This window comes from Curtobacterium sp. Curtsp57 (assembly GCF_047324335.1).
In the GTDB taxonomy this organism is placed as follows: domain Bacteria; phylum Actinomycetota; class Actinomycetes; order Actinomycetales; family Microbacteriaceae; genus Curtobacterium.
This window is the reverse complement of sequence record NZ_CP168511.1, coordinates 2,704,437-2,731,418: the sequence shown is the minus strand read 5'-3', so window position 1 is coordinate 2,731,418 and position 26,982 is coordinate 2,704,437. Positions and strand designations below refer to the sequence as shown.

Sequence of the window (26,982 nt, the reverse complement as noted above, 5' to 3'; positions counted from 1 at the left end):
GGATGTCGGACGACGCAACGGCTGCGCTCTGCAGCAGGTTCCGCGGCCCGGTGATGGACGTCGTCGCCGCCGCGATCGGCGCGCAGGGCGCTGACGGGTTCCTCCCGGTGTCACAGGCGGTCGAGCGGCTCCGCGCCGTGACGAACGACGCCACGGCACTGTCGGTCGACGCCGGTCTGGCCAGGTGGACCGCATCAGCGCCGGTCTTCTTCGCCGAGGTCGACCGAGCGCTCGAGCACCGCGACGGGCCGGCGCTCTGGGCTGCGGTCACGCACCACGAGCACGGCGTCGACCTGCTCGGGAAGGCCTGCGCGGGGCATCCCGGCTGGTGACCCGGTCGATGCGTCGGCATGGACAGTCGACGGATCGCCACAGTCCTGAGTAACCTTCGTTGCAGTGCGCAGCATCGGCTATGCTGCTGCACGGTCCACCGCCCCCGAACGGGGGTCGGACCGAATTGGGGGGTAGGTCAGCGGATCGACCCCAGGACACACCAGTGTTTCTTGGAGGGAACCATGGCGGACATCCGCGTCACTTCCGAATCGCTCTCGGGCGTCTCGAACCAGCTGCAGTCCGGCTCGCAGTCGATCGAGTCGCAGCTGCAGAACCTGAAGTCGCTCGTCGACGGTCTCGTCGGTGGCGACTGGTCGGGCGCAGCGTCCGGCTCGTTCCAGGACCTGTACCAGCAGTGGGACCAGTCGGCCGTGCAGCTGAAGGAGTCCCTCGCGGGCATCAGCCAGCTGCTCTCCCGCGCAGCCCTGTCGTACGAGGAGTCCGAGAACTCGATCTCCGGCACCTTCCGCTGATCGGTCGGCCCGGAGCAGACCGCTCCGGGCCACCCAGCAGCAGCACTGATCGACCGCGGGGTCGATCACGGGAGTCGGCCGATCCGCGGGGGTACCAATGGCGCAGTACAGAGTCAGGACCGAGACACTCGGTCAGGTGGCACAGACGTTGCAGTCCGTCGTCACGACGTTCGAGTCGCAGGTCGGCTCGACGAACTCGCACGTGCAGAGCGTCGTCGACGTCATCTGGAAGGGCGAGGACGCTGCGACGTTCCAGCGCTCCTGGACCGACTTCCAGGCGGGCTCGGCCGCTCTCGCAGCCACGCTCCGCGACCTCGCCGAACGCCTCCGTCAAGCGGGCGCGTCGTACGAGCTCAACGAGACCGGACTCTCCGGCAACTTCCTCGAGAACAAGCACGTCGTCCCGGTCCGCAAGATCGACGGCGCTGCCGGTGAGACGACGGCGCCCGCGGCCTCGGGCGCGACGATCATCAGCGCGGGTGGCGTGACCGGCGGCAACGGCGTCGACGACCGAGAGAAGTCGGCACGTCGGGTCATCGCTGCCCAGACCGACACGGCGGGCACCGATGAGTGAGCAGCAGGCGGACATCGCCACCCTCACCCAGCTCGTGCAGTCGATGACGCAGCTCCACGAGTACTGCCTCCTGCTCCAGCAGGGTGCGCAGTCGTTCGCCGCAGTCCTGCCGGCCGAGTGGCAGGGCGCAGCGATGACGTCGTTCCAGGCGACGTTCCAGCAGTGGTCCGCTCAGGCGACCACGCTGGCCAGCGCAGCCGAGGGGCTCACGCAGCACTCGACGCTCGTGCTCCAGGCATACCAGCAGACCATCGACGCGCTCAACACCGCCTGGAACGACTTCCAGGCACAGCTCGCGTGACCCGCGGCCACGGACAAGGGGATCCCACCGCATGACGAACGTTCGCCTCGACGCCTTCGGCATCGCCCGCGACGGCAACGACATGGCCTCGGCGTCGCACGACCTCGCGACCGCGTGGCGCTCGCTGCACTCCGTCTTGTCGTCGTCCGGCGGCATGGCCGGCCCCGACGAGGCGTCGAAGGAGTGGATCGACTCCTACGACTCCATCGCGTCCCAGGCCGGCGAAGCGAGCGAGGGCGTCGCACAGACCCTTGCCGCGTTCGACTCGATCATGGGCGCCACCGGCGCGGCGTACAAGCGCGCCGAGCTCGCGGGAGCCTTCCAGGACAGCGACGGCGGGATCTCCATCCCGACGCACGACGTCAGCCTGCCGACCTCGGTACCGACCGCGATGGGTGAGGGCTGGCCGGGCGCGCTCGGGGAGTTCCAGGGCTGGGTCGAAGAGGCACTCGCCTCGATGGGCCTCCACCTGCCGCTGGCGGACACCGACAAGATGGGCAAGGCAGTCGGTGCCTGGGAGGCGTACCGCGACCAGCTCGCGACCGTCCGCGGCAACATCACCGGCGCGCTCGCGGTCGCCGCAGCGTCCGAGATCCCGCAGTGGAACGCGATGGACGGCGCTCGCAACTCCATCGCCACGGTCGTGCAGTCCATGGGCGACGCGTCCGACCAGGCCATCACGGCGCTGCACGGCCTGATCCAGCAGACCGTCGACGCCCGCAACGAGATCATGGACATCATCAAGGAGCTGGCGATCGCCGTCGGCGTCGAGGTCGGTGTCAGCATCGCGCTGAGCTTCTTCACCTTCGGCGCCTCGGCAGTGGTCGGCGCTGCCGCGACGTCCGCGACGGTCATGCGCTTCGTGGTGCGCATCGCCGAGGTCATCAACCGCCTGATCAGCCTGTCGCGCATCCCGCGCGAGGCGATCGAGAACGGCGTCCGGCTCTTCCAGGCCGTCGGCCGCGGATCGAAGTTCGCGAAGATCGCCGGCGAGACCTTCAAGGGGATGGCGACCGGTGTCATCTCGCAGGGGTTCACGAACACCCTCGTCGAGGGGAAGTCCTTCACCGACGGCTGGACCGGCGCGCTGCTCGGCGGTGCGGTCGGTGGCAGCATCGGTGGCGGCCTCGGGCTCATCGGCCGCTCGGGCGCCGGTGCCGCGACGCGGACCACTGCGACGCACGTCGTGCTCTCCACGGGGCGCGGCGCCGCCACCGGAGCGGCATCAGGGGTCGCGGGTGACTACGTGACCGCCAAGACCAACGGGCAGGACTTCAACGTCATCCAGTCGCTCGTCTTCGGCACCGTCGGCGGCGGGGCGGCTGACGGTATCCACGGGGGCATCGAGGCGCGTGGCGCCCACGCGAGCGGCGGTTCGGACGCGGGTGGGTCAGACGCGCACGGCGGCACCGGGACGCACGGCGCGACCGGAACGCACGGCGCGGACGTCGACCTGGGCACCACTCACGTCACGACGACCGAGGTCGATGTCGACCTCGGTACCTCGGTCGGTGCCGGTTCGGGCACCGGTGCCGGTGCCGGTGCCGGTGCCGGTGTGCACACGACGGCAGCAGGTTCCGGGACGACGGTGCACACCGACGGCCCGGTCGTCTCGGGCGCGGGACACACGTCGACGGCGTCGTCGACGCACTCGGGCGAACGACCGCACGTCGACGGGTCGCAGACCCCGGTGGTGACGGGTGCTGCGCACGGTGGCGGCACGACCGCCCACGCCGGTGGGGAGAACGTCGTCACGCACGTGGACCACGTCGACGCGTCGTCGCACGACGTCGGTGCCGGGCATGCCGAGGGTGCCGGGCACGCGGACGCGCCCACCCACACGGATACGCCCGCCCACACGGAGACCGCCACGCACTCGGAGGCGCCCACCCACACGGAGACGCCTGCTCACACGGACGCCTCCGCACACACGGACGCCCCCGCCCACACGGAGACGCCTGCCCACACGGATGCGCCTGCCCACACGGAGGCGCCTGCCCACACGGATGCTCCCGCTCACGCTGAGGCCCCTGCGCACTCGGACGCCGACGCTCCAGTCGGTGCCTCGCACGACGCCGCAACGCGCGGTACCGCCGCAGACCCGGCACCCTCCCCGCACGGCTCCGAACACGTGGACACGACGTCGACCACATCCGAGCACGTCGACGGCGGTGAGGTCCGTGACGCCGTCTCGCACGCCGAGTCCCCGTCACACGCGGACCTCGCTTCCACCGAGTCCAAGATCACGAGCGCAGCCACCCACGAACAGCCCGCCTCGGTCCACGGTCAGGACTCCGCTGATGCGCCAGCCCACGTGGATCACACCAACCAGGTCGACGCCAGCCACGCTGCGACCGCCGGCACAGCGGCAGCCACTGCCGTGGCCACCCACCCGGGCTCGGTCCGCACCGGAAGTGTGCCGCCTCGCCTCGATGCCTCGACGACGCCTGCGGCCGGAGCGCACGACGGCTCGGCGGGACACGGCGGCGACGGGTCGGTCGACCACGGTGGCGACGGGTCGGTCGGTCAGGCGGCCACGGGACGCGGAGGGCCGAACTACCCGGAAGCACGGGTCACGCCCGAGAGCACGTCGTACCGCTCGTCCCTCGACGCTGCCATCGCCAGGGAAGGGCTCAGCCAGACCGAGTTCAAGCACCTCGTCAGCCAGAACCTCACGGACCTGACGAGTGCGGACATCGAGCGCATCGGACGGATCCGCACCGACGTCGGCACCCCGACGACGCATTCCGTGATCCAGAAGCTCCTCACGCCAGGCGTCGTTCGCGACATCTTCGCCCACACCGGCAACGGCGGACGTTTCGACATCTCGCAGAACGGTGTGTCCGGTTTCATCGCCGAGCTGGCCCAGGCGTCGCACGTCGGTACCGGGCAGCCGGCGACACCCCGCTCGCTCTTCCGGATGTTCGGTCTCGGTTTCAGCGGGACCGAGTTCGACGGCACCGGGCGCTCGTCAATGTTCTCGATCCGCTTCGAGACGACCAGTACGAACGGCGTCACCCCGAAGGACATGCCGTTCAGGGACGCCGAGACGTGGTTCAAGCAGGGCGATCAGAACTCCCTCCGTGGCATCGACCGCACGGTCTGGGACAACGCGACCCCGGCTCAGCGCGAGGACCTCTACCGTCAGGCGATGCAGTCCCGGAGCTACACGAAGTGGGAACTGAGCGACGTCAACGGGGCGCTCGACCGGAACAACCCCTTCCGCGGCAACGGATGGGCCGGTCACTCGGGCTCGTACGCTCCCGAAGTCCTCGGGCGTGAACTCCCGGTCAAGGACGGCGCAGAGATCTGGCGGTACAACCCGGACGGCACGCAGGACGTCGTCGCACGGTACGACGAGGCCACCAAGTCCTGGCGGATGAACCCCTGAGCACGTTCCACCACACCATCGACGGTGCTCCGACTATCCGGCGCGTCTACTCGGCGTCCCCGGATCGCCTCCTCGAGTCGGAGATCCGATCGTTCTCCGGCTCGGCGGTGGCACCGGAACTGGTCCAGCGCGACGTCACCGCGTGGTGGAAGGGGATCCCGGTCTCGGTCGCGTTCGACGATGACACGATCACACTCCGTGGTTGGGCAGACGGCGCGTGGCTTGACGCGAACAGCATCCTGCCGCTCGACGACCGAGACGGGTGGTTCGCGATCCGCGTCCCCGACCTCTCGGCAGTCTCGGGGTTGCGCACGGTGATCTCCACATCGTCATGGACGGACGAGTCAGGCGAGTACGGACCGTACGCGGTGACGGGTGACCGCCTCGCCGACTTCGACCCGCATCCGTCCGGAGACCTCCGCGAGGTCGCCTGGACACGCGCGGACGGCGGCGAGCACGTCGGAGCGGTGGAGTGGAGGCGTGCGCTCGGGTACTTCCAGAACGAGCCCGTCGACGTCCTCGCGTCGAACGGCGAGCAGCTCTGGGTGACCGTCCCGGAGACGAGTCCGCTCGCAGCGCGCGGGGAACGCATCACCGACGCACCGTTCACCGACCTGTACCGCGGCCGCTCCGCGCTCTGGCTGCCGCGCGACGACATCGGGTCGGTCGCGCCGTACACGATGACCGTCGAGCAGCAGGGACCGCTGCAGTGCACCCGCGGGTCCTACGCACGGGTCAACGGACTGTGGCGTCCGATCGACTCGACGAACGCCGCCGTCGCCGGGGACCACCGCCTGCCCCGGTTCGTCCAGACCCTGTCGCCACTGCCCGAGCACCCCGACGACGCCTTCGTGTTCGCGTTCCGAGCACCGACCGCGGCTGATGACTTCACGTCGGAACGAACGGTACCGGGTACGGTTCGCGTCGACGGTGCCGAGGTCGAGCTCGCGGAGCCGTACTCGGCGTGGAACGGCTCCGACCGTCTTCGCGTGTACACGCAGGATGCACTCGACGCAGTCGCGGCTGATGGCTTCGATCGTGAGATCTCGCACGTCGACGGCCGTCCGATCGCGACCGTCCGGAGCTTCGAGATCGGGTCCTGACCTGCGCTCCTAGGATGGGTGCAGCAACAACGCTGTCGACCGCAGGGGGAAGTACTTGAGCGCCACGATCATGCAGAAGGCGATCACGCCGCAGCTCAGCGACGGGTACTTCAACGGCTGGATCGAGCGGATGGCCGGGTACGTGATCCCGCTCGACGCAGCGGCGGGGTTGCAGCGGATCACCGACCTGATCGCCGTGCACGGTCTCGACTTCCCGGCGACGCCGTTCTCCGGCGACATGCCGTACCTCGACGTCCTGCGGTTCGAGGCGGCCCCCGAGCTCTTCATCACTCCGGCGATGGGTGGGACCGACGAACGCACCGCGGCGTTGCTCGGCGCGATGTGGATCGACCACGAGCCCTTCACCGGTACGGGGTTCGTCCCGAACGACCTCGACCGGACGGTGCCGCTCTCGTGGATGCCGTCCCACCGCATCCCGTACGGCGCGGAGATCTGGCGCTACGACGGCAGTGGCCCGTCGACGTTCGTCGCCCGGTATGCCGGCGTCCACATCGGGTGGGTCTACCGAGACGACCTGCAAGCCCGACGCACCCTCAGAGGCCGGATGATCTCGCGGTACAGCGGGGGCATCGCGACGGTCGACGGCGAGCGCTACATCGGCGACATCCTCGAAGAGACCCACGTTGCGATCGTCCGGCCCGACCCGGCTGCCGAGGAGGACGGCTTCGTCCAGACGAGCCCCGGCGCCTGGGGCAAGGTCGTTCCGATCGAGGACGTCTCCGAGTTCTGCGAGCTCGACATCAGGATCCGCTGGAACGGACTCGACCTCCGTGTCTCCGACGAGGTGCCGACCGGTCCGGGTGAGATCGGACTCGCTGCGACGTCGCTCCAGCACGACTCCCGCCTGAACGAAGGGCTCGAGCTGACCAAGCTCGACGCCGACTGGTACGAGGCGACGCTGCCGCTCGACGTCCTCTCGGGTGCCGAGGTTCGCCAGACGCAGCGCCCCGGATGGCCAGGCGCGTGACACGCGAACCAGCTGGCCCCGGTCGCTCGGCCGAACTGCACGACCAGCTCGTGACCGCACTCCTTGACAGCGTGGACGAGCCTTCGTCCACGACGATCCACCTGTTCTACGGACAGGTGGCCACCCAGATCATCGCGGCAACGAGCGCGGAGCGCGCAGACGGCACCCGAGAGGCACGACACACTCCGGACGCCGTCATCGACGTCATGGAAAGCCTGCGCACGGCCGAGGCCGCTCCTGGTCGTGGCGCATGGATCTCCACAACGGTCACCATTCAGGACGGTAGGCTCCACGCCGATGTCAACTGGGATCGGCGCATCTTCCAGAATCCCGCTGACCCGTTCGTTCCGGGAACCGAGCCGTGGATGCAGTTCCCGGACGACGATGACTGGCGGATGGAGTTCCGAGTGCATCCGCGCTCCGCCGAAGCCGTCCCGGTCTGGGCTCGTGCCCTCGTTCCCGACGCGGAATACGACGAGCGCGCTCGGGTGTTGGCGGAGCGCACCCGTGCGGCTTTGCTCGCTGCGAAGGGCACCTTCCCTGAGGCGCTCGCCGCGCTCGAGTCGGCATGGGGGTGGCCGGACATCTGGGAAGCAGTGCAGGACCACGTCGATGCGTCAGTGGCTGCCGCGCGCACATCCGTCATCACGCGCTTGTCCGCGCACCACGAGCGGGAGCGCGAGAAGGCGCTCACCGCACTCGCCCAGGACACCTGGGACCTCCTGTACGCCGAGCTCTTCGACGGGCGCGACAATCAGTTCCTCCTCGACGTCTTCGAGCCGATGCCGCTCGTGCGTTCGCGGGCAGCGGCCTTCGACAGCAGTCGTATCGACCCGCAGGCGACGTTCACACTCGAGGGCGACGAGGACGTGTACCAGGCATTCGAGATCGTGGACTCCGTGCTCGGCGAGATGATCGACGTCGAGCTCGACCAACGCCTCGCGCAGATCCGAGCTTGAGATGTGGGGGCTCGACCTGGAGCAGTACCCCCGGAACCCCGCGTACATGCCCAGGTGGTTGGCGAGCATCGTGTCCCGTCGCGGCAAGTGACACGCCCACTGGTGCCCGGCTCACGAGCTGAGCCGACCCGCCGAACCCGTACCGAACCTCCAGTCCGACGCCCATCCAGCCACCTGCGCAACGGACCGAATCCATGAATTCGGCGTGCCGAATTCTCTGGCATGCTGGTCCCCATGACCGACACCGTCGCAGCACGCCGAGCCGCCACGGGTGACGCACCACGGAAGCGCGCTGCCAGCCTGACGCTCCTCGGCCCCGCCTTCGTCGCTGCCATCGCGTACGTGGACCCCGGCAACGTCGCCGCGAACCTCACGGCAGGGGCGAAGTACGGCTACCTGCTGCTCTGGGTCCTCGTGGCGGCGAACGCGAGCGCCGTCGTGGTCCAGTACCTGTCGGCGAAGCTCGGGGTCGTCACGGGGAAGTCGCTGCCGGAGCTCCTCGGGATGCGGATGCGGCGCACACCCCGGCTGCTCTTCTGGGCACAGGCGGAGATCGTGGCGGCGGCGACCGACATCGCCGAGGTGATCGGCGGCGCGCTCGCCCTGCACCTGCTGTTCGGGCTGCCGCTCGTCGCGGGAGGGGTGATCACCGGTGTGGTGTCGATGGCGATCCTCGTGCTGCAGAACCGGCGGGGCGCCCGCACGTTCGAGGTCGTCGTCACGGCGATGCTCGCGATCCTGACGATCGGGTTCTGCGCTGGGCTGCTGTTCGCCCAGGTCTCCCCCGGCGAGCTCGTGTCCGGGCTGGTGCCGCGGTTCGAGGGTTCCGAGTCGGTGATGCTCGCCGCCTCGATGCTCGGGGCGACCGTGATGCCGCACGCGGTGTACCTGCACTCCGCGCTGGCCAGGGACCGGCACGGGGACACGCCAGCTGGGCCAGAGCGTCGCCGGGTGCTCGTGATGACGCGGTGGGACGTGGCGCTCGCGCTGGTCGTGGCCGGCGGGGTGAACGTCTGCATGCTCGTCCTGGCGGCGGCGACGCTGCCAGGAGTGCCGGGGACCGACTCGATCCCGGGTGCGCAGGCGGCGATCGCGACCCACGTGGGGCCGGTCGTGGGGGTGCTGTTCGCGGTCGGGCTGCTGGCGTCGGGGCTCGCCTCGACGTCGGTTGGCTGCATGGCCGGCGCGGAGATCATGCACGGACTGCTGCACGTGCGCGTGCCGCTGCTCGTGCGGCGGATCGTGACGCTGGTGCCGGCGATCGTGCTGCTCGCGCTGAACGCCGACGCGACGATGCTGCTCGTGGTGAGCCAGGTCGTGCTGAGCTTCGGGATCGCGTTCGCGATCGTCCCGCTGGTGGCCTACACGTCCAGGCGGAGCGTGATGGGCGCCGACGTCAACGCCGTCGGGACGCGGGTGGCGGCGTGGGTGATCGCGGCGGTGATCGTCGCGCTCAACGTCGCGCTGGTGGCACTGACGCTGGCCGGGTGAGCCGCGCGGTGCCGCACGGGGCGGCGCGGCGGCGCGGATCGGGTTGGAACAACACAAAGCGATCCGCACCGCGTCATGGCGTGGTGCGGATCGCTTTAGGTTGTCCGAACGGCCCGAACGGCCGAGGGCGCCCGACAGCCCTACTCGACGACCTCGACGCCCTTCCAGAACGCCACGTAGCCGCTGTAGTCCTTGCCGACCCGGTCGAACGACGAGGGGATCGGCGTCGGGTACGACCACGCGGCATCAGGCAGCGTCTGGTCCCCGGCGTGCACGGTGTAGTACTGCGTGTCGCCCTTCCACGGGCAGTGGTACTGCGTGTCGCTCTCGGTGAAGAGCTCGGTGTTCACGCTCGACGGCGGGAAGTACCAGTTGCCCTCGATCTTGATGAGGTCGTCCTCGGATGCCTCTGCGATGACGGTGTCGCCGGCGACTGCCTTCATGGTGCGCTCCTTCGTTGGTGAGCGGTGTGCTCACCCGTCCGGAACGCTACGCGCGCGCCTTGTGTTCCCCCGGGCGGATCGTCACGACCTCCGGCCCGGCGGCGAGCGCCGCGTGCACCTGCTCCGGCCCGATGCCGCGAGCCGCTTCCGAGGCACTGACGAGGTGCTTCACGGCCCGCCGCAGCCCCGTGTACGCGGCGCACGCGGCAGCGGCCTCCGGCGAGGAGTGGTCGATCCCGACGACGGACAGCGCGTCGATCACGGCGCCGGCGCCGAGCATGTCCTCGACGGCGAAGTCCGGCGCATCGGGCACGTCGACCGACTCGCCTGCGGCTTCGGCGGCGTCGCCACCAGAGGGCGCGTGGTCCAGCCCGGCGGCGATCACCGCGACGACGCACCGGTCACCACGCTCGGCCTGGAGGCTCGTCACCCGTTCCGCGATCGCCGCCGCGTTGCCGAGGTGGCCGGCCACCACCTCGGGCCCCGCCGGCAGGAGGCGGCGCACCGCCCGGTGGTCGGCACGATCCGGTCCGACGGTGCCCGGACCGGCGGGGAGGACGTCCACCCAGACGATCAGGTGCGCTCCCACGGCGACGCGGTGGGCGCCCGAGACGCCCCATCCGAAGCGGACCTGGTACTGCTGCTGGCCTCGTTCACGCACCCCGTCACGATAACGGCTGTGGAGCGCCTGTCCCTTTCCACAGGGCGCCCACTCGGAGCCGTTCACGAAGATGCCCGACGGTACGATCGAGTCCCATGGAGATCGCCCCCGCACCCACCCTGACCGGCGACCGCGTCACGCTCGAACCCATCGCACACGAGCACGCGGACGACCTCCAGGCGGCGGTCGCCGACGGCGATCTGTGGCGCACGTGGTACTCCTCGATCCCGGCGCCGGCGCAGGTCGACGACGAGATCGACCGGCGTCTCGCGGAACACGCTGCTGGCCGGATGGTGCCGTTCGCGGTGCGGGACCGGCCGACCGGACGCGTGGTCGGATCGACCACGTTCATGAACGTCGACACGGCGAACCGCCGGGTCGAGATCGGGTCGACGTTCCTGGCGAAGTCCTCGCAGCGCACCGGGATCAACACCGAGTCGAAGCTCCTGATGCTGTCCCACGCGTTCGACGTGTGGCAGTGCATCGCGGTGGAGTTCCGGACGCACTGGCACAACATGCAGTCCCGCGCGGCGATCGCGGGCCTCGGCGCCAAGCAGGACGGTGTGCTCCGGAACCACCAGATCGGCCGGGACGGCACGCTCCGCGACACCGTGGTGTTCTCCATCACGTCGTCGGAGTGGCCGACGGTACGACTCTCCCTGGCCGAGCGGCTCCGGCGTCACGACCGGGCAGAGGGCTCGCGTCGCCGTTCCGCCCGGCACGCCTGACCTACTCGGTGCTGCTGCGCACCGTGCGGCCGTCCAGCGGCTGCGTGGGGCGGTCGTTGTCGTGGTGGACGGCCGTGAGTGCGTCGATCTGGTCCTGGCCGAGCTCGATCGGCGTCGCGAGGACCACCCAGTGCACGCCTTCGGTGCAGGGCGGCGTCGTGAGCGACCCGTCGTAGGCCCAGTAGGCGCGGTTGGTGGGCAGCATCGCCGCGACGTCGACGACGTGGCTCCTGGCGGAGGTCTCCCCATCGGCCGCTCCGGCGATGTAGGGGTCGAACGCGGCGTCGTGCGCGCCCGCCTCGGCGAAGACCGCGACGACCGCGAGGTGCCCCTTCGCATCGGCGTGCACGAAGTGGAACTCGACCGGGTACCGCTTGCCCTCGACGGTGTGCTCGGACGGAGCGTGGAAGTGCATCTGCTGCAGGTGGTAGGCGGTGCCGTCGATGACGGTCGTCTCGCCTGAGCCGGCGGTGAGCTGCACGGTGTGGCCGTTGTCGGCGGTGGTCTCGGTGACCTCGCCCTCCTCCACGTCGAGGTCGAGCGGGGCGTCGTGGCCGAGCGCCGGGAGGTCGATGGGCGACTGCGCCTTCCCGGCGGCGCACGTGCGGTAGTCGTCGGACACGGAGGCCCAGTGCGCCGGGTCGTCGGTGCCGTCGTAGGCCCAGTGCGCCGGGCTGCTGGTGGCGGAGGGACCGGGCGTGCCGTGCGCCGTCGTCGTGGACGCCGCACTGCACGCGGTCAGCGTGCCGAGGACAGCGAGGGTCAGCCCGGCCGCGGCGAGGCTCCGATGTGTTGGGGTCATCGAGCCATTCTGCATGTGGCATATCTGATGGTCGGCCGGGTCGTCAAGCTACTTCCTGTGCCTCGACTCAGCGGCGCGGGATCGCTCGGCACGGGCGTCAGGCGAGCGAATGGTCGACCGTCCGGTCGCCGAGGGGCTGGACGGGGCGGACGTTCTCGACGTGCGCGGCCTCGAGGTCCGCGAGCTGGTCGGCGCCGAGCTCGATCCGGTCCTCGAGCACGATCCAGCGGACGCCCTCGCTGCACGGCGGCGTGGTGAGGGAACCGTCGTACCGGTAGTGCGACCGCGCCTCGGGCAGCATCGCGTCGAGGTCGACCGTGCTCTCCCGCCCAGCGCCCGCCGTGGCCCCCGCGACGAAGCTGTCGTACGCGGGGTTGTGCGCACCTCGATCGGCCAGGACCCCGACGACCGTGAGCGCCCCGCCCTCGTCCGCGTGGACGAAGTGGAACTCGGCGTCGGCGGCCTCACCCTCGACGGTGTGCTCGGAACCGGCGTGGAAGTGCAGCTGCACGAGGTGCAGGTCGTCGCCGCCGATCCGGGTGCGCGCGCCGTCGGCGGCCGTGAACTGCACGGTGTGCCCGTTGTCGGCCGTGATGCCCTCGACCGGGCCGGACGCCTGGAGGTCGAGTGCCGCGCCGCGCTTCGGAGCGGGCAGGTCGATCGGCGACTGCTCCTCGCCGGAGGAGCACGTGCCGTACTCCGATGCCAGAGCACCCCAGTGCGACGGCCCCTCGTCACCGGTGTACGACCAGGACGAGCCGGGGTCCCCGCCGTGGGCATCGGCGACATCGGGTTGGGAGGACGACGAGCACCCGGCGAGCAGGAGCAGCGCCGCGGGGACGGCGACGAGGGACGGGGCGGAACGAGGGAATCTGTGCATACTCACATATTGGAATATCACGTATCTGTAACGGCTGAGTCGTGACCTCGGTACGGTCACGCGTATGCACGTGGGTCTCCGCCTGGTCCTCGACGCCCCTGTCGACGTCGTCCGTGATGCCCTCATGGCGCCGGAGGTGATGGTCGGTGTCACCAAGCCGTTCCTGGTCTACCGCTCGCTCGATCCCGACGGGTTCCCGTCGCGGTGGACGCCGGGCCGGCCGCACCCGATCGCCGCGAGCGCCTTCGGGCTGCTGCCGAGCGGGACGAGCCACGTGGACATCGACCGGTACGAGGTGGACGGCGTCCCCGTGCAGCGCGACAACGGCGGCGGGACGAGCGGCTTGTTCGCCCGCATGGACATGCGGCACCGGATGGCCGTGACGGAGCTCCCGGACGGGACGACGCTGTTCGTCGACCGGCTCGACTACCGGATGCACCCGTGGGCGCTCGGTCTCGCACTGTGGCCGGGCATGTGGGTGATCTGGCAGTGGCGTGCACTGCGGATGCGGCAGCAGGCCCCGACCTGGCCCCCTGCCTGACGCAACGCTCCGCACGGAATCGAGCCGAGCCTCCCGTCCGCCGCGGAGCGGGCGTAGCCTCGACCACGTGAGCCAGACGCGCCCCCAGGAGCCGACGACCGACGACCGCGTGCACAGCACGCTGGCGACCGTGGACTGGCGGCGCATGACGTTCGACCTGTACCGCCGCGTGCGCGCCACCCCCGACCCCGAGACGGCGCACGCGCTGTGGCGGGAGACCCGCGACGCGATGTTCGCGGAGCACCCGGCCAGCCCGCTGCTCGACGAGGACGCCCGCGACTTCGAGGAGCTCCCGGTCCCGCCGTACGACCCGGAGTGGCGCTTCCGGGCCCGTGTCGAGCCGGCCGAGCCCCAGGTGCTCGACGTCGAGACCGGCACGGACGGCATCGTGCACTTCGACCGGCTCGGCATCGTGACCCTGCCCGGCATCGGGTCGCTCGACGTGTGGTCGCACGGCGGCTACGCGGGCGGGGTGTTCATCCCCGTGAAGGACGCCAGCGCCGGGAAGGCCCGCGGGACCTACGGGGGCGGACGCTACCTGCTCGACACGATCAAGGGCGCTGACCTCGGCGGCGACGACGGCGAACTCGTGCTCGACTTCAACTTCGCGTACAACCCCTCGTGCGCGTACGACCCGGCGTGGGCGTGCCCGCTCGCGCCTCCCGGCAACACCGTCGCGGTCGCGATCCCCGTCGGCGAGCAGTACGACTTCTAGGGTGGGCGCGATGTCTTCGACCGGGCTCGTGGCGATCGACGCCGGAGGGCGGATCCCGCCGTTCGAGCAGGTGCGGTCCCAGATCGCCGCCCAGATCACGGCCGGCTACCTGGTGGACGGGCAGCGGCTGCCGAGCGTCCGTGCGCTCGCGGACGAACTCGGGCTCGCGCCGGGGACGGTCGCGAAGGCCTACACCCTGCTCGAGGAGACCGGGCTCGTGCACACCGCACGGGGCGCAGGCACGCGGGTGATCCGACCGGCGGCCGTGCCGGAGGACGTCGTCGCAGCGGCCCGTGCGCTCGCGGCTGCCGCGCGCGGGGCCGGGTTGTCGGCGGACCAGGCGACGGCGGCGCTCCGCGACGTCTGGCCCGCGTAGGCGCGACGGGCCCTCAGCAGCGCTCGAACACGTACGCCGGCTTCGACACGGGCACCAGGTCCCGGTCGCGCAGGATCGTCATCGCCGGGCGGTCGTCGAGGTCGCAGACGGACGACCACGACCGGCCGATGTTGTCCGAGTACTCGATGTCGATGACCCGCGCGCCGTAGGTCTTCGTGTACGCGGCGCACTCCCGGTACTTCACGCACTCCTCGGCGACGACGAAGTCGAACCCGGTGTCACGCTTGCCGGAGGCCCCGAGCTGCGGGGTGTTCTTCTGCCCGGCGGCGAGCCCGTGCGCATGTGCGACGTCGACGAGCGCCGAGGCCAGCGCGAGGTTCCCCGATCGGGTCAGCGCGCCGTGCGACCGTGTCCAGGAGTCGAGGTTGTCGAACTCGACGGCGTCGAACCCGCGGTCGCTGCACCGGGCGATCGACTTCGTCAGCACCGCCACGATCGACTCCCGGGCGGCGGTCGTCCTGGTGTCGAGGAGCATCTCGTCCGGCCACCCCGGATCGGACACCGGGTCGCCGTCCTCGTCCCGCAGCAGGGCGTCGGCGTGCGACCGCTTCCACATCGACGCGTCCTCCGGCTGGGTCTGGAACCCGTTGACGTAGCAGACGTCGTACTTGCCGGATGCGGGGTGCGCGGTGCTGTCGCGCTCGACGATCGTCACGTCGTCGGCCGGCCGGTACGCGCCACCGAGCTGGTAGTCGGGGACGCCCGAGGTCGGCAGGTTCGTGTAGTCGTGACCCCCGGATGCCGGAGACGAAGCAGTCGCGCAACCGGACACGAGCAGGGTCCCCACGACGACGGCACCGATGAGCAGGGTCCGTGACAGCATGCACGGATCATCCCACGAGCGGGTTTCGGGTCCACCCGCTATGATGGGTCGTACTCGAGGCGCCGATCGCCTCGTGCGTCGTACGGACGCCCCCGAAACCTCCCGGTCGAACTCGACCGATGCGTATCACGCACCACCGCTCCCCCGGAACCCGTCCGGGTCGGAACACCGGTGCCAGGCTCTCTGCTGCGGCGACAGTGCCCGCACCGCCGCGCCCACTCCCGAGCACCAGCTCCCGAGCGAGCGCCGGCACGCGGACATGCTCCCGCCCGCGCGCTGATCCGAGCGCGCACCACGGCCGGCAACGGCCCGAAAGGTCACCATGACCAACCCCACTGCTGACGTCCGCTTCGCCGATCTCGGCGTCCCGACCCCGATGGTCGACGTGCTCGTCGCCCAGGGCAAGGAGACCGCCTTCCCGATCCAGGTGGACACCCTCCCCGACTCCCTCAACGGCAAGGACGTGCTCGGTCGTGGCCGCACCGGCTCCGGCAAGACGATCGCCTTCGCGATCCCCCTCGCCGCACGCCTCGCCGCCAACCCGCGCAAGCGCCGCGCCGGCCGCCCCCGCGCCCTCGTCCTCGCCCCGACGCGTGAGCTCGCGACGCAGATCGACGCGACGCTCGCCCCGCTCGCCAAGGCGATGGGCCTGAACACGACGACGATCTTCGGCGGCGTCTCGCAGGGCCGTCAGGTCGACGCGCTCCGCGGTGGCGTCGACGTCGTCGTCGCCTGCCCCGGTCGCCTCGCCGACCTCATGCAGCAGGGCCACGTGTCGCTCGACGCGATCGAGGTCACCGTCCTCGACGAGGCCGACCACATGGCCGACATGGGCTTCCTGCCCGGCGTGACGAAGATCATGCAGGCGACGCCCGAGCAGGGACAGCGTCTGCTGTTCTCCGCAACGCTCGACAACGGTGTGGACAAGCTCGTCAAGAAGTTCCTGCACAACCCGGTCATGCACTCCGTCGACGACGAGTCCAGCCCCGTCGAGGCGATGACCCACCACGTGTTCGAGGTCGCCGACGCCGACGCGAAGAAGGACCTCGTCCGGACCCTCGCCTCCGGCACCGGTCGCCGCATCCTCTTCATGCGCACGAAGCACCACGCCAAGCGCCTCGCGAAGCAGCTCTCGTCCCAGGGCATCCCCGCGGTCGACCTGCAGGGCAACCTGTCGCAGGGTGCTCGTGAGCGGAACCTCGCGAAGTTCTCCGCCGGCGAGGCCCTCGTGCTCGTCGCCACCGACGTCGCCGCCCGCGGTGTGCACGTCGACAACGTCGAGCTCGTCGTGCACGTCGACCCGCCGACCGAGCACAAGGCGTACCTGCACCGCTCGGGCCGTACCGCTCGTGCCGGTTCGTCCGGTGACGTCGTCACGGTCGTCATGCCGGCAGAGCGTCGCGACGTCGCGCAGATGATGCGCAAGGCCGCGATCACCGCCAAGCCGCAGCAGGTCAGCGCGAACTCCGCGCCGGTCGCCGAGCTCGTCGGTGAGATCGCCCCGATCCGCCACGTGGCCGAGGCCCCGGTCCAGCAGCAGCAGCCGCGTCGCCAGCAGTCCGCCTCGTCCGAGTCCGCCGGTCAGGGTCGCGGTCGCGGCCGTGGTCGCGGTGGGCGGACGGGAGGCTCGGCCCCGGCCGCGCAGTCCGGCTCGGCTCCCAGCAGCTCGGGTGGACGTCGTGGCGGACGCTCCGCTGACGCCGGCTCCGCTGGTCGCGGCGGTCGCTCCGCCGACACCGCGTCGGCGGGTGGGCAGCGCCGCGGCGGCGGGAGCCGTCGTGCGTCGAGCGACACCGTCCGCGGTGGCTCGGCTCCGGTCTGGTCGTCGGACGGTGGCTACGCTGCCGGTCGCTCGGGTTCGGAGTCCGGCGGCAACCGTCGTGGCGGTTCGCGTCGGGCCTCGCGTCCGGCCGGCTCCGCGCGCTGACGCCAGGGGGACAACCTCAACGCTCCCTGCGAGCGGATGTCCCGTTAGGTGTAGCTTCTGGGTCACCGGAGGGCACGCGAGTGTCACCCGGTTGACCTGTCCACCGACGGAAGGAGCCGCCTATGGCTGGCATCGATGACATCAAGAACGCTGCCGAGAAGGCAGCAGGCAAGGCCAAGGAAGCCGTCGGGAACGTGACGGACAACGACCGTCTCAAGGCCGAAGGCCAGACCGACCAGGCGAAGGCCTCGGCGAAGCAGGGCGCGACCGACGTCAAGGACGCCGCGCACGGCGTTGCCGACAGCTTCAAGGACAACAAGTAAGACCAAGTCGGTCGCACAGACCGCACTGCGAAGCCCCCGGATCCCATACGGATCGCGGGGGCTTCGTCGTGTCCGGGGGTCGTTACAGCAGCGCACCGACGGAGGCGAGACCGGCGCGCATGAGTGCACCACGGCCGCCTTCCATCTCGTCGGAGACCGCGGCCGACGCCGCTTCCATCGGGCTCATCCACGTCAGCTCGAGCGCGTCCTGACGCGGCTCGCACGTGCCGGTGACGGGGACGACGTACGCCAGGGAGATCGCGTGCTGGCGCTCGTCGGTGTACACCGAGGCGCCGGGCAGCGGGAAGTACTCCGCCACCGTGAACGGCGCCGGGTTCGACGGCAGCTGCGGGAAGGCCATCGGCCCGAGGTCCTTCTCGAGGTGCCGGAACAGCGCGGTGCGGATCGACTCGCCGAACATCACGCGTCCGGACACCAGGGTGCGGGCGATCGAGCCGCTCGGGGCGACGCGGAGCAGCACGCCGACCTCGGTCACGACGCCGAGGCCGTCGGTGCGGACGGGGATCGCCTCGACGTAGCAGATCGGCAGGCGACGGCGGACCATCGCGAGCTCCTCGTCGGACAGCCAGCCGGAGTCGGGGTCGGGGGTGCGCAACGAGGCCATGCACCGTGTCTACCAGGGACCGGGGCGAAGCACGTGCAAGACCACGGGGTTGGGGATGGTTGATGCGTCAACTATTGTCGGCAGCATGATCGACCAGAGCGCCGCCCAGTGGACCCGTCCGGCCGGCGAACGCGCCGGCACACCCCTGCTCGTCCTGCTGCACGGGGTGGGGTCGAACGAGCGGGACCTCCTCGGGCTCGCGCCCGCGCTGCCGCCGACGTGGACGATCGCCTCGCTGCGGGCGCCGACGGCATGGGGGCCCGGCTACAGCTGGTACCCGCTCGGCACGCCTGGGTCGCCCGCGCTCGAGCCCGTCGACGCCGCGGTGGACGGCGTCCTCGACTGGATCGACGCCGTCGCGGCCGACCATCCGCGGATCGGGCTGCTCGGGTTCTCGCAGGGCGGGTCGATGGCGCTGCAGCTCCTGCGCGCACGGCCGGCGGGCTTCGCGTTCGCCGTGTCGTTGTCCGGGTTCGTGGTGCCCGGTGTCACGGACTCCCGTGACGAGGCCGTCGCGGCGGTGCGCCCGCGGGTGTTCCTCGGGCACGGTGACCTCGATCCGGTCATCCCCGGCGAGGCCACCGCGCGGACGGCCGCATGGGCAGCGGCGCACACCGACGTGACCGACCGAACCTACGAGGGCCTGCCACACGCGGTGTCGGCGGCCGAACTGGCCGACGTGGCCGCCTTCATCGGTTCCTGACCCGCGCACGGACGGGAGGCCCGGTGCCAGCTGGCACCGGGCCTCCCGTCCGGATGGTGTCGCGACGCTAGTCGGCGAGGATCTGCAGGAGGTCCTTGCGGAGCTGGTCGACCTTGGCGGCTGCCGCCTTGGTCTGCTCCTCCGTCGCGCTGGTGCGGTACATGTGCAGCACGCCCATCGTCTTGCGGAGCGACTCGAAGAACTCGCGCTGCGCGTCCGGGACACCGGGCGTGGAGTCCCACGCCGCGGCGATCTCGTCGGCCTTCGCCTCTGCCTCGGCCTTGCCGGCGTCCGTGAGCTCGAAGAGCGTCTTGCGGCCGTCACCCGTCGAGACGACGAGGTCCTCGTCGACGAGCTGCTGGAGCGTCGGGTAGACCGAGCCGGGGCTCGGCTTCCAGGCGCCGCCGGTGCGCTCGGCGATCGTCTTGATGATCGCGTAGCCGTTCTGCGGGCCCTCGGCCAGCAGGCCGAGGATCGCGAGGCGGACGTCACCGCGGCGGCGACGCTCACGGCCGAAGCCCGGGCCGCCGAAGCCCATCCCGGGACCCATGCCCGGGCCGAAGCCCATGCCGGGACCGAACCCGCCACGGCCGAAGCCGCCGCGTCCACCGTGGTCACCGCGGTCGCGGCCGGGGAAGCCGGCGCCGTGGTGCTGCCGCGCGCCGCCGAAGCGGGGGCCGCGCGGTCCGAAGCCGCGCTGCTGGCGGCCGTTGTCGTTGTCGTCGTAGTCATCCATGGTGCGCATGAGTGACTCCTTCCTGCGTTCGTGTTCGAAGTTGGCTCGCGCTTCCGAACTGTTCCGTTCGTATCGCGATGTGTTAACGATAGATCGGTAACTATCGCCCTGTCAAGCATGTCTTCTCGTTGGGTCGGTTGTCGGGGGTCGCGGGCAGGATGGGACGGACCATGACGGACGTGCTCGAGCGCTTCTCCCCCGCGACCGCGGAGTGGTTCCGTGGCGCGTTCTCCGCCCCCACCGCGGCGCAGTCCGGCGCGTGGGACGCGATCTCGACCGGCCGGCACGCGCTCGTGGTGGCGCCGACCGGGTCCGGCAAGACGTTGGCGTCGTTCCTGTGGTCGATCGACCGACTGATCAGCTCGACGGAGCACCCGCCGGCCAAGCAGCGCACACGGGTGCTCTACGTCTCCCCGCTGAAGGCCCTGGGTGTCGACGTCGAGCGGAACCTCCGCAGTCCGCTCGTCGGCATCACGCAGACCGCTCGTCGCCTCGGGCTCGAACCACCGGACGTCACGGTGGGCGTCCGGAGCGGGGACACGCCGTCGTCCGACCGGCAGAAGCTCCTGCGGCAGCCGCCGGACATCCTCATCACGACGCCGGAGTCGCTGTACCTGATGCTGACGTCGCAGGCGCGCGAGACCCTGGTGAACGTCGACACCGTCATCGTCGACGAGGTCCACGCCGTCGCCTCCACCAAGCGCGGGGCGCACCTCGCGGTGTCCCTCGAACGGCTCGACGACCTGCTCGACAAGCCGGTGCAGCGGATCGGCCTGTCGGCCACGGTGCGCCCGGCCGAAGAGGTCGCCCGGTTCCTCGGCGGACGCGCTCCGGTGGAGATCATCGCGCCGCCCGCGCAGAAGACGTTCGACCTGCGGGTGGTCGTGCCCGTCGACGACATGTCCGAGCTCGGGGCGCCCCCGGTCGGAGCCGACGCGTCGGACGCCCCGACGAACGGGTCGATCTGGCCGCACGTCGAAGAACGCGTGGTCGACCTGATCGAGGAACACCGGTCGACGATCGTGTTCGCGAACTCCCGGCGGCTCGCCGAGCGGTTGACCGCGCGGCTCAACGAGATCCACGAGGAACGGGTGCTCGGTGCATCTGCCGACGACGCTGCGCTCGTGGCTGCGGGGGCTTCCCGGCCGCAGTCACCGGCCCGAGCTTCGGCGCACGCGCCGGTCGCCCAGCCGAAGCGTCCGCCCGCTCAGGTGATCGGTCAGTCCGGGCAGACCGACGGCGGCGGATCCGACCCGTCGGTGCCCGTCCTGGCACGCGCGCACCACGGCTCCGTGTCCAAGGACCAGCGCGCCATCATCGAGGACGACCTGAAGTCCGGACGACTCCGGTGCGTGGTCGCCACCAGCTCACTCGAACTCGGCATCGACATGGGCGAGGTCGACCTCGTCGTCCAGGTCGAGGCACCGCCGTCGGTCGCCAGCGGACTGCAGCGCGTCGGTCGAGCCGGGCACCAGGTGGGCGAGATCTCCCGAGGGGTGCTGTTCCCGAAGCACCGGGCGGACCTCGTGCACAGCGCGGTCACGGTCGAGCGCATGGTGTCGGGGCAGATCGAGTCGATCTCCGTGCCCGCGAACCCGCTCGACGTCCTCGCGCAGCACACCGTCGCCGCCGGGTCCGTCGACACCCTCGACGTCGAGCACTGGTTCGAGCTCGTCCGCCGCAGCGCGCCGTTCAGCGGCCTGCCGCGCTCGGCGTTCGAAGCCACGCTCGACCTGATCACCGGCCGGTACCCGAGTGACGAGTTCGCCGAGCTCCGCCCGCGCCTGGTCTGGGACCGGGTGCACGGCACGCTGACCGGTCGGCCAGGTGCCCAGCGACTCGCGGTGACGAGCGGCGGCACCATCCCGGACCGCGGCATGTTCGGCGTGTTCATGGTCGGGGAGCGGGCGTCCCGCGTCGGCGAGCTCGACGAGGAGATGGTCTACGAGTCCCGTGTCGGGGACGTCTTCGCGCTCGGGGCCACGAGCTGGCGCATCGAGGAGATCACCCACGACCGGGTGATCGTCAGTCCGGCGTTCGGGCAGCCGGGGCGGGTCCCGTTCTGGAAGGGCGACGGCATCGGCCGGCCAGCCGAGCTCGGACGTGCGACCGGCGCCTTCATCCGAGAGGTCGAGGGCGCCTCCGACGCGGATGCCCGCGCCCGCGTCGCCGCCGGTGGGCTCGACGAGCGCGCGATCACCAACCTGCTGACGTTCCTCCGCGAACAGCGCGAGACCACCGGTCACGTCCCGAACGACACCACGCTCGTCGTCGAGCGGTTCCGTGACGAACTCGGCGACTGGCGGCTCATCCTGCACTCGCCGTACGGCATGCAGGTGCACGCCCCGTGGGCCCTGGCCGTCGCAGCACGCCTCCGCGAACGCCACGGCATCGACGGCGACGCGATGGCGGCGGACGACGGCATCGTCGTTCGGATCCCCGAGACGGATGCCGAGCCGCCGGGCGCGGACCTGTTCGTGTTCGAGCGGGACGACCTCGAAGCGCTCGTCACCGACGAGGTCGGCGGCTCTGCACTGTTCGCCGCGCGATTCCGCGAGTGTGCCGCACGTGCGCTGCTGCTCCCGCGCCGCAACCCGGGCCAGCGTTCGCCGCTGTGGCAGCAACGGCAGCGGGCATCGCAGCTGCTCGAGGTCGCACAGAAGTACCCGTCGTTCCCGATCGTGCTCGAGACCGTGCGCGAAGTCCTGCAGGACGTCTACGACGTGCCGTCCCTGCTCGGCATCGCGGACGAGATCGCCCGCCGGAAGATCCGCCTGGTCGAGAGCGAGACCGAGCAGCCGTCGCCCTTCGCCCGGTCGCTGCTGTTCGGGTACGTCGCTGCCTTCATGTACGAGGGCGACACCCCGCTCGCCGAGCGTCGCGCGGCAGCCCTGTCGCTCGACTCGACACTGCTCGGGGAGCTGCTCGGGCGGGCCGAGCTCCGCGAGCTCCTCGACCCGGCCGTCATCGCCTCCACCGAGCAGGACCTGCAGCGGCTCTCCCCCGACCGTCGAGCACGCGACGCCGAGGGGCTGGTCGACGTGCTCCGACTCGTGGGCGCGCTCGACCTCGACGAGGCCGTCGACCGCAGCTGGGTGGCTTCCTCGGACGACCGCGACGCGGCTCGGGCGACCGTCCGGACGACCCTCGAATCGCTCGAACGCGATCGCCGCGTGCTGTCGTTCTCGCACGCGGGGTCCACACGTTGGGCCGTCATCGAGGACGCCGCCCGGCTCCGCGACGCCCTCGGTGTCCCGCTGCCCATCGGCGTCCCCACCGCCTTCATCGAGCCCGTGGCCGATCCCCTCGGTGACCTCGTCGGCCGGTACGCCCGGTCGCACGGCCCCTTCGCCGCGCAGGACGCCGCGACGCGGCTCGGGCTCGGCGTCGCCGTCGTCCAGGACACCCTGCGTCGGCTCGTCGCGGACCGGCGCCTGGTGGAGGGCGAGTTCCGCCCGGACCGTCAGGGCGCCGAGTGGTGCGATGCCGAGGTCCTGCGGCGCATCCGCACACGGTCGCTCGCGGCGCTCCGGCACGAGGTCGAACCAGTCTCCCCGGACACCCTCGGCCGGTTCTTGCCCGCGTGGCAGCACGTCCAGACACCAGGCGTCCGCGGGGGCCTGCGCGGGATCGACGGCGTGCTGCAGGTCGTCGACCAGCTCGCCGGGGTCGCCCTGCCCGCCAGTGCCTGGGAGTCCCTGGTGCTGCCCGCTCGGGTCTCCGACTACGCCCCGAGCATGCTCGACGAGCTCACCGCCACGGGAGAGGTCCTGTGGTCCGGTGGCGGCACCCTGCCCGGGAACGACGGCTGGGTCCGCCTCCACCTCGCCGACACGGCGCCGACCACCCTCGCCGAGCCGGCTGGTGACGAGACGACCGAACTGCAGCGCGATGTGCTCGGCGCCCTCGCCGGCGGTGGCGCGTACTTCTTCCGGCAGCTCGGGCAGGCCGTCGGCAGCACCGACGACCAGGCGCTCACGACCGCGCTGTGGGACCTCGTGTGGGCCGGGCAGATCACGAACGACACGTTCGCCCCGCTCCGCGCGATGCTCGGCGGCAAGGCCCGGTCGAGTACAGCGCCGCGGACCAGGGCGTACCGCGGGCGTCGGCGTCCGACGATGCCGTCGCAGTCCGGGCCGCCCAGTGTCGGCGGCCGGTGGTCGCTCCTGCCCCTGGCCGAGGCGGACGCGACCGTGCGGGCAGCGGCGACCGCGGAGCAGCTGCTCGAACGGTACGGCGTCGTGACCCGCGGCGCCGTGCAGGTCGAGGGCGTCCGCGGCGGGTTCGCCGGCGTGTACCGGGTGCTCTCGCGCTTCGAGGAGTCGGGTCGTGCACGGCGCGGGTACTTCATCGAGGGGCTCGGGGCAGCGCAGTTCGCGACGAGCCCGACGGTCGACCGGCTCCGCACGTTCGCCAGGGACCCCGACGACGACGAACGCGCGAACCCGGACCGCGCACGGACGGCCCTGGTGCTGGCAGCGACCGACCCCGCGAACCCGTACGGGGCGGCGCTGCCGTGGCCGACCGAAGCGGATCCCGAGGACGGACCCGTCGCGACGACGGCCGAGCCGAGGTCCCGCGGGCACCGCCCCGGTCGCAAGGCGGGTGCGCTCGTCGTGCTCATCGACGGGGAACTCGCGGTCTACGTCGAGCGCGGCGGCAAGTCCGTACTGACCTTCACCGAGGACCCGGCCGACCTCGCCGCAGCTGCCACCGCCGTCGCGGGCGCGGTGCGGAGCGGTCTCGGCAAGCTCTCCGTCGAGCGGGTCGACGGCGTCTTCGTGCTCGAGGCCCCGCTCGGCGAGGCACTCCGCGCCGCAGGGTTCACGGCGACACCGCAGGGGGTCCGGCTCCGTGCCTGAGGGTGACACCGTCTTCCGTGCCGCCGGTCGACTGCACACCGCGCTCGCCGGCAAGGTCCTGACGCGCAGTGACTTCCGGGTGCCGGCGTTCGCCACGCTCGACCTCGTCGGGCGCACCGTCGACGAGGTGGTCCCGCGCGGGAAGCACATCCTGCACCGCATCGGTGACCTGACCGTGCACTCGCACCTCAAGATGGAGGGGCGGTGGGACGTCTACGCCCCCGGCGACCGCTGGCGTCGACCGGCGCACCAGGCCCGGGCGATCCTCGACGCGGACGACGTGTCGACGGTCGGCTTCGCGCTCGGTGTCCTCGAGGTCGTCCCACGCGACCAGGAGTCCGAGATCGTCGGGTACCTCGGACCCGACCTGCTCGGGCCCGACTGGGACGCCGGACTCGCGGAGGAGAACCTCACCGCCGATCCGGCACGCCCGGTCGGACTCGCGCTGCTCGACCAGCGCGTGCTCGCGGGGCTCGGCAACGTCTACCGGAACGAGCTCTGCTTCCTCCGCGGGGTGCTGCCGACGCGCCCCGTCGGCGAGGTGCACGACACGGCGCGGATGATCGACCTGGCACGCCGGCTCATCGTGATGAACCGTGATCGCAGCGCGCGGGTGACGACCGGCGTCGATCGGCCGGGGTCGCGGTTCTGGGTGTACAACCGCCGCGGCAAGCCCTGTCTGCGGTGCCGGACGCCGATCCGCGCCGGGGAGCTCGGCGATTCCGAGCTCACCCTGCGCGACACGTACTGGTGCCCGCGCTGCCAGACCTGAGCAGGGTGGAGCGGCGCTGCCGAACCTGAGTCGCGGGGGCCGACGGGCCGACTCGGAACGACAGGCTCGGTGTCGTACGACAGCGACGCTGTCGCTCGTTGCGGACGCAACGGTCCGAGCGGCGCGCACCGGGCACTGGTCGCGCAGGGCGCCGGACGGGAGGCTCGGTGCCGGACGCAAGCCGAGCCTCCCGTCCGGCAGACGCGAGCCCGCCCACCCGACTCGACCCGACTCGACCCAGAACGACAGGCTCGTTGTCGTACGACAGCGACGCTGTCGTTGCTTGCGGACGCAACGGTTGCACGCGCGTCCTTGCGACAGGCTCGCTGTCGTACGACACCGACGCCGTCGCTCGTTGCGGACGCGCGTCAAGCGGACGCGGAGCGATCCCGGAGCGAGCGACGACGGAGCGTCGGCTGCAGGACGGCCGGCGGGTTGTACTGCTGGTCGAGGCGACCGACGTCGGTGCCCGGCGGGACGATCGCGTCGATGCGGTCGAGGACCTCGTCCGAGAGCGCCACGTCGGCACCGGCGAGCAGGTCGTCGAGCTGCTCCATCGATCGCGGTCCGATGAGCGCGCTCGTCACACCAGGGTGCGCGATCGCGAACGCCATCGCGAGGTGGGTCATCGGGATGCCGGTCTCCTCGGACAGGGCGACGACCTGCTCGACGGCGTCGATGCGTCGTTCGTCCTGGTTGTGCCGGAACATCCCGACGCGCGCGAGGTCGCTCTCCTGGCCCTTCCGGAAACGGCCGGTGAGCATGCCCCCGGCGAGGGGACTCCACACCAGGGTGCCCATGCCGTAGCGCTCGGCGGTGGGGAGGACCTCGCGCTCGATGCCGCGGTTGAGGATCGAGTAGGTCGGCTGCTCCGTACGGAAGCGCTCGAGGCCGCGACGCTCGGACGTCCACTGCGCCTCGACCTGCATCGACGCGGGGAAGTCGGAGCTGCCGATCGCGCGGACCTTGCCGCTCCGGACCAGGTCGGTCAGGGCGGACAGCGTCTCCTCGATGTCGACCGTGTCGTCCGGGCGGTGCGCCTGGTAGAGGTCAATGTGGTCGGTCTGCAGGCGGCGGAGCGAGTCCTCGACGGCGCGCATGATCCACCGGCGGGAGTTGCCGCGGCGGTTCGGGTCGTCGCCCATCGGACCGTGGAACTTCGTGGCGAGGACGACGTCGTCGCGACGGCCCTTGAGCGCCTTGCCGACGAGTTCCTCGGAGCCGCCCTGTGAGTAGCGGTCGGCCGTGTCGATGATGTTGATCCCGGCGTCGAGCGCACGGTGGACGATGCGGATGGAGTCCTGCTCGTCGCCGTTGCCGATCCGGCCGTCGGTGCCGAGCATCATCGCACCGAGTGCGAAGGGGCTGACCTGGATCCCGGTCTTGCCGAGGGTGCGGTACTGCATGGTTCCTCCTGTCGATGGCGCCCCG

General features: G+C 71.1%; 26 protein-coding genes. 18 read left to right on the top strand and 8 right to left on the bottom strand.

Translation table 11 applies throughout. The features are described 5' to 3' along the window. The first annotated feature begins 2 nt into the window (after positions 1-2). From ACEN9V_RS13045 to ACEN9V_RS13005, 9 genes are all read left to right on the top strand, one after another. The gene (locus ACEN9V_RS13045; RefSeq protein ID WP_413600674.1) at positions 3-332 is read left to right on the top strand and encodes a hypothetical protein; all 330 of its coding nucleotides are present in this window, start codon (positions 3-5) and stop codon (positions 330-332) included. Between the two features lie 183 nt (positions 333-515). Further along, complete coding sequence (locus ACEN9V_RS13040) at positions 516-806, top strand: WXG100 family type VII secretion target (protein WP_071299535.1); 291 nt, start codon at positions 516-518, stop codon at positions 804-806. A 97-nt stretch (positions 807-903) separates the two neighbouring features. Next, on the top strand, positions 904-1,380 hold the full coding sequence (locus ACEN9V_RS13035) for a WXG100 family type VII secretion target (protein WP_413600673.1): 477 nt from the start codon (positions 904-906) through the stop codon (positions 1,378-1,380). Beyond that, positions 1,373-1,681, top strand: a complete 309-nt coding sequence (locus ACEN9V_RS13030; protein WP_402727293.1) for a hypothetical protein — start codon at positions 1,373-1,375, stop codon at positions 1,679-1,681. The genes ACEN9V_RS13035 and ACEN9V_RS13030 overlap by 8 nt, the downstream gene beginning before the upstream one ends. Before the next feature lie 31 nt (positions 1,682-1,712). Next, the gene (locus ACEN9V_RS13025) at positions 1,713-5,072 is read left to right on the top strand and encodes a hypothetical protein (RefSeq protein WP_413600672.1); all 3,360 of its coding nucleotides are present in this window, start codon (positions 1,713-1,715) and stop codon (positions 5,070-5,072) included. 107 nt (positions 5,073-5,179) lie between these two features. After that, positions 5,180-6,175 carry a hypothetical protein gene (locus ACEN9V_RS13020; RefSeq protein WP_413600671.1) on the top strand — a complete coding sequence of 332 codons (996 nt, stop codon included), beginning with the start codon at positions 5,180-5,182 and terminating at the stop codon, positions 6,173-6,175. A 55-nt stretch (positions 6,176-6,230) separates the two neighbouring features. Continuing rightward, complete coding sequence (locus tag ACEN9V_RS13015) at positions 6,231-7,163, top strand: hypothetical protein (RefSeq protein WP_413600670.1); 933 nt, start codon at positions 6,231-6,233, stop codon at positions 7,161-7,163. Positions 7,164-7,213: 50 nt separating this feature from the next. Continuing rightward, entirely contained in the window at positions 7,214-8,122 is a 909-nt protein-coding gene (locus tag ACEN9V_RS13010) for a hypothetical protein (RefSeq protein ID WP_413600669.1), read from the top strand. Between the two features lie 234 nt (positions 8,123-8,356). Further along, positions 8,357-9,613 (top strand): Nramp family divalent metal transporter, encoded by a 1,257-nt coding sequence (locus ACEN9V_RS13005; RefSeq protein ID WP_413600668.1) that lies wholly within the window; start codon positions 8,357-8,359, stop codon positions 9,611-9,613. 140 nt (positions 9,614-9,753) lie between these two features. Here ACEN9V_RS13005 and ACEN9V_RS13000 read toward each other — a convergent pair whose 3' ends face one another. Together ACEN9V_RS13000 and ACEN9V_RS12995 are read right to left on the bottom strand one after the other, a co-directional pair. Continuing rightward, positions 9,754-10,056 (bottom strand): DUF427 domain-containing protein, encoded by a 303-nt coding sequence (locus ACEN9V_RS13000; protein WP_281266066.1) that lies wholly within the window; start codon positions 10,054-10,056, stop codon positions 9,754-9,756. A 46-nt stretch (positions 10,057-10,102) separates the two neighbouring features. Next, complete coding sequence (locus ACEN9V_RS12995; RefSeq protein ID WP_413600667.1) at positions 10,103-10,717, bottom strand: hypothetical protein; 615 nt, start codon at positions 10,715-10,717, stop codon at positions 10,103-10,105. A 95-nt stretch (positions 10,718-10,812) separates the two neighbouring features. On the opposite strand from ACEN9V_RS12995, the gene ACEN9V_RS12990 reads away from it, so the two are divergent. Further along, complete coding sequence (locus tag ACEN9V_RS12990; RefSeq protein WP_413600666.1) at positions 10,813-11,445, top strand: GNAT family N-acetyltransferase; 633 nt, start codon at positions 10,813-10,815, stop codon at positions 11,443-11,445. Position 11,446: 1 nt separating this feature from the next. On the opposite strand, the gene ACEN9V_RS12985 is transcribed toward ACEN9V_RS12990, so the two are convergent. Further along, positions 11,447-12,247, bottom strand: a complete 801-nt coding sequence (locus tag ACEN9V_RS12985; protein WP_413600665.1) for a carbonic anhydrase — start codon at positions 12,245-12,247, stop codon at positions 11,447-11,449. A 97-nt stretch (positions 12,248-12,344) separates the two neighbouring features. Further along, on the bottom strand, positions 12,345-13,127 hold the full coding sequence (locus tag ACEN9V_RS12980) for a carbonic anhydrase (RefSeq protein ID WP_413600664.1): 783 nt from the start codon (positions 13,125-13,127) through the stop codon (positions 12,345-12,347). A 64-nt stretch (positions 13,128-13,191) separates the two neighbouring features. Here ACEN9V_RS12980 and ACEN9V_RS12975 point away from each other — a divergent pair, with 64 nt between their 5' ends. From ACEN9V_RS12975 to ACEN9V_RS12965, 3 genes are all read left to right on the top strand, one after another. After that, on the top strand, positions 13,192-13,668 hold the full coding sequence (locus tag ACEN9V_RS12975; RefSeq protein ID WP_281266071.1) for a hypothetical protein: 477 nt from the start codon (positions 13,192-13,194) through the stop codon (positions 13,666-13,668). Positions 13,669-13,813: 145 nt separating this feature from the next. Next, positions 13,814-14,383, top strand: a complete 570-nt coding sequence (locus ACEN9V_RS12970) for a DUF1684 domain-containing protein (protein WP_281267641.1) — start codon at positions 13,814-13,816, stop codon at positions 14,381-14,383. Positions 14,384-14,393: 10 nt separating this feature from the next. Beyond that, positions 14,394-14,759 (top strand): GntR family transcriptional regulator, encoded by a 366-nt coding sequence (locus ACEN9V_RS12965; protein WP_281266072.1) that lies wholly within the window; start codon positions 14,394-14,396, stop codon positions 14,757-14,759. A gap of 13 nt (positions 14,760-14,772) precedes the next feature. On the opposite strand, the gene ACEN9V_RS12960 is transcribed toward ACEN9V_RS12965, so the two are convergent. Further along, positions 14,773-15,603 carry an endo alpha-1,4 polygalactosaminidase gene (locus tag ACEN9V_RS12960; RefSeq protein WP_413600663.1) on the bottom strand — a complete coding sequence of 277 codons (831 nt, stop codon included), beginning with the start codon at positions 15,601-15,603 and terminating at the stop codon, positions 14,773-14,775. 322 nt (positions 15,604-15,925) lie between these two features. Here ACEN9V_RS12960 and ACEN9V_RS12955 point away from each other — a divergent pair, with 322 nt between their 5' ends. Both ACEN9V_RS12955 and ACEN9V_RS12950 read left to right on the top strand, forming a co-directional pair. Beyond that, the gene (locus ACEN9V_RS12955) at positions 15,926-17,530 is read left to right on the top strand and encodes a DEAD/DEAH box helicase (protein ID WP_413600662.1); all 1,605 of its coding nucleotides are present in this window, start codon (positions 15,926-15,928) and stop codon (positions 17,528-17,530) included. A gap of 122 nt (positions 17,531-17,652) precedes the next feature. Beyond that, complete coding sequence (locus ACEN9V_RS12950; RefSeq protein WP_111105972.1) at positions 17,653-17,853, top strand: CsbD family protein; 201 nt, start codon at positions 17,653-17,655, stop codon at positions 17,851-17,853. Between the two features lie 82 nt (positions 17,854-17,935). Here the strand turns inward: ACEN9V_RS12950 and ACEN9V_RS12945 are convergent, their stop codons facing one another. Then, positions 17,936-18,478 (bottom strand): NUDIX hydrolase family protein, encoded by a 543-nt coding sequence (locus ACEN9V_RS12945; protein ID WP_402727306.1) that lies wholly within the window; start codon positions 18,476-18,478, stop codon positions 17,936-17,938. Between the two features lie 85 nt (positions 18,479-18,563). On the opposite strand from ACEN9V_RS12945, the gene ACEN9V_RS12940 reads away from it, so the two are divergent. Beyond that, on the top strand, positions 18,564-19,181 hold the full coding sequence (locus ACEN9V_RS12940; protein WP_413600661.1) for an alpha/beta hydrolase: 618 nt from the start codon (positions 18,564-18,566) through the stop codon (positions 19,179-19,181). 67 nt (positions 19,182-19,248) lie between these two features. On the opposite strand, the gene ACEN9V_RS12935 is transcribed toward ACEN9V_RS12940, so the two are convergent. Further along, positions 19,249-19,917 carry a PadR family transcriptional regulator gene (locus tag ACEN9V_RS12935; protein WP_413603060.1) on the bottom strand — a complete coding sequence of 223 codons (669 nt, stop codon included), beginning with the start codon at positions 19,915-19,917 and terminating at the stop codon, positions 19,249-19,251. Between the two features lie 170 nt (positions 19,918-20,087). Here ACEN9V_RS12935 and ACEN9V_RS12930 point away from each other — a divergent pair, with 170 nt between their 5' ends. Then, on the top strand, positions 20,088-24,779 hold the full coding sequence (locus tag ACEN9V_RS12930) for an ATP-dependent helicase (RefSeq protein WP_413600660.1): 4,692 nt from the start codon (positions 20,088-20,090) through the stop codon (positions 24,777-24,779). Further along, positions 24,772-25,551, top strand: coding sequence for a DNA-formamidopyrimidine glycosylase family protein (locus tag ACEN9V_RS12925; protein WP_413600659.1), 780 nt, complete (start codon positions 24,772-24,774; stop codon positions 25,549-25,551). The genes ACEN9V_RS12930 and ACEN9V_RS12925 overlap by 8 nt, the downstream gene beginning before the upstream one ends. 368 nt (positions 25,552-25,919) lie before the next feature. Here the strand turns inward: ACEN9V_RS12925 and ACEN9V_RS12920 are convergent, their stop codons facing one another. Beyond that, positions 25,920-26,957: an aldo/keto reductase gene (locus tag ACEN9V_RS12920; protein ID WP_413600658.1), complete on the bottom strand. Its 1,038-nt coding sequence runs from the start codon at positions 26,955-26,957 to the stop codon at positions 25,920-25,922. Positions 26,958-26,982 lie beyond the last annotated feature (25 nt).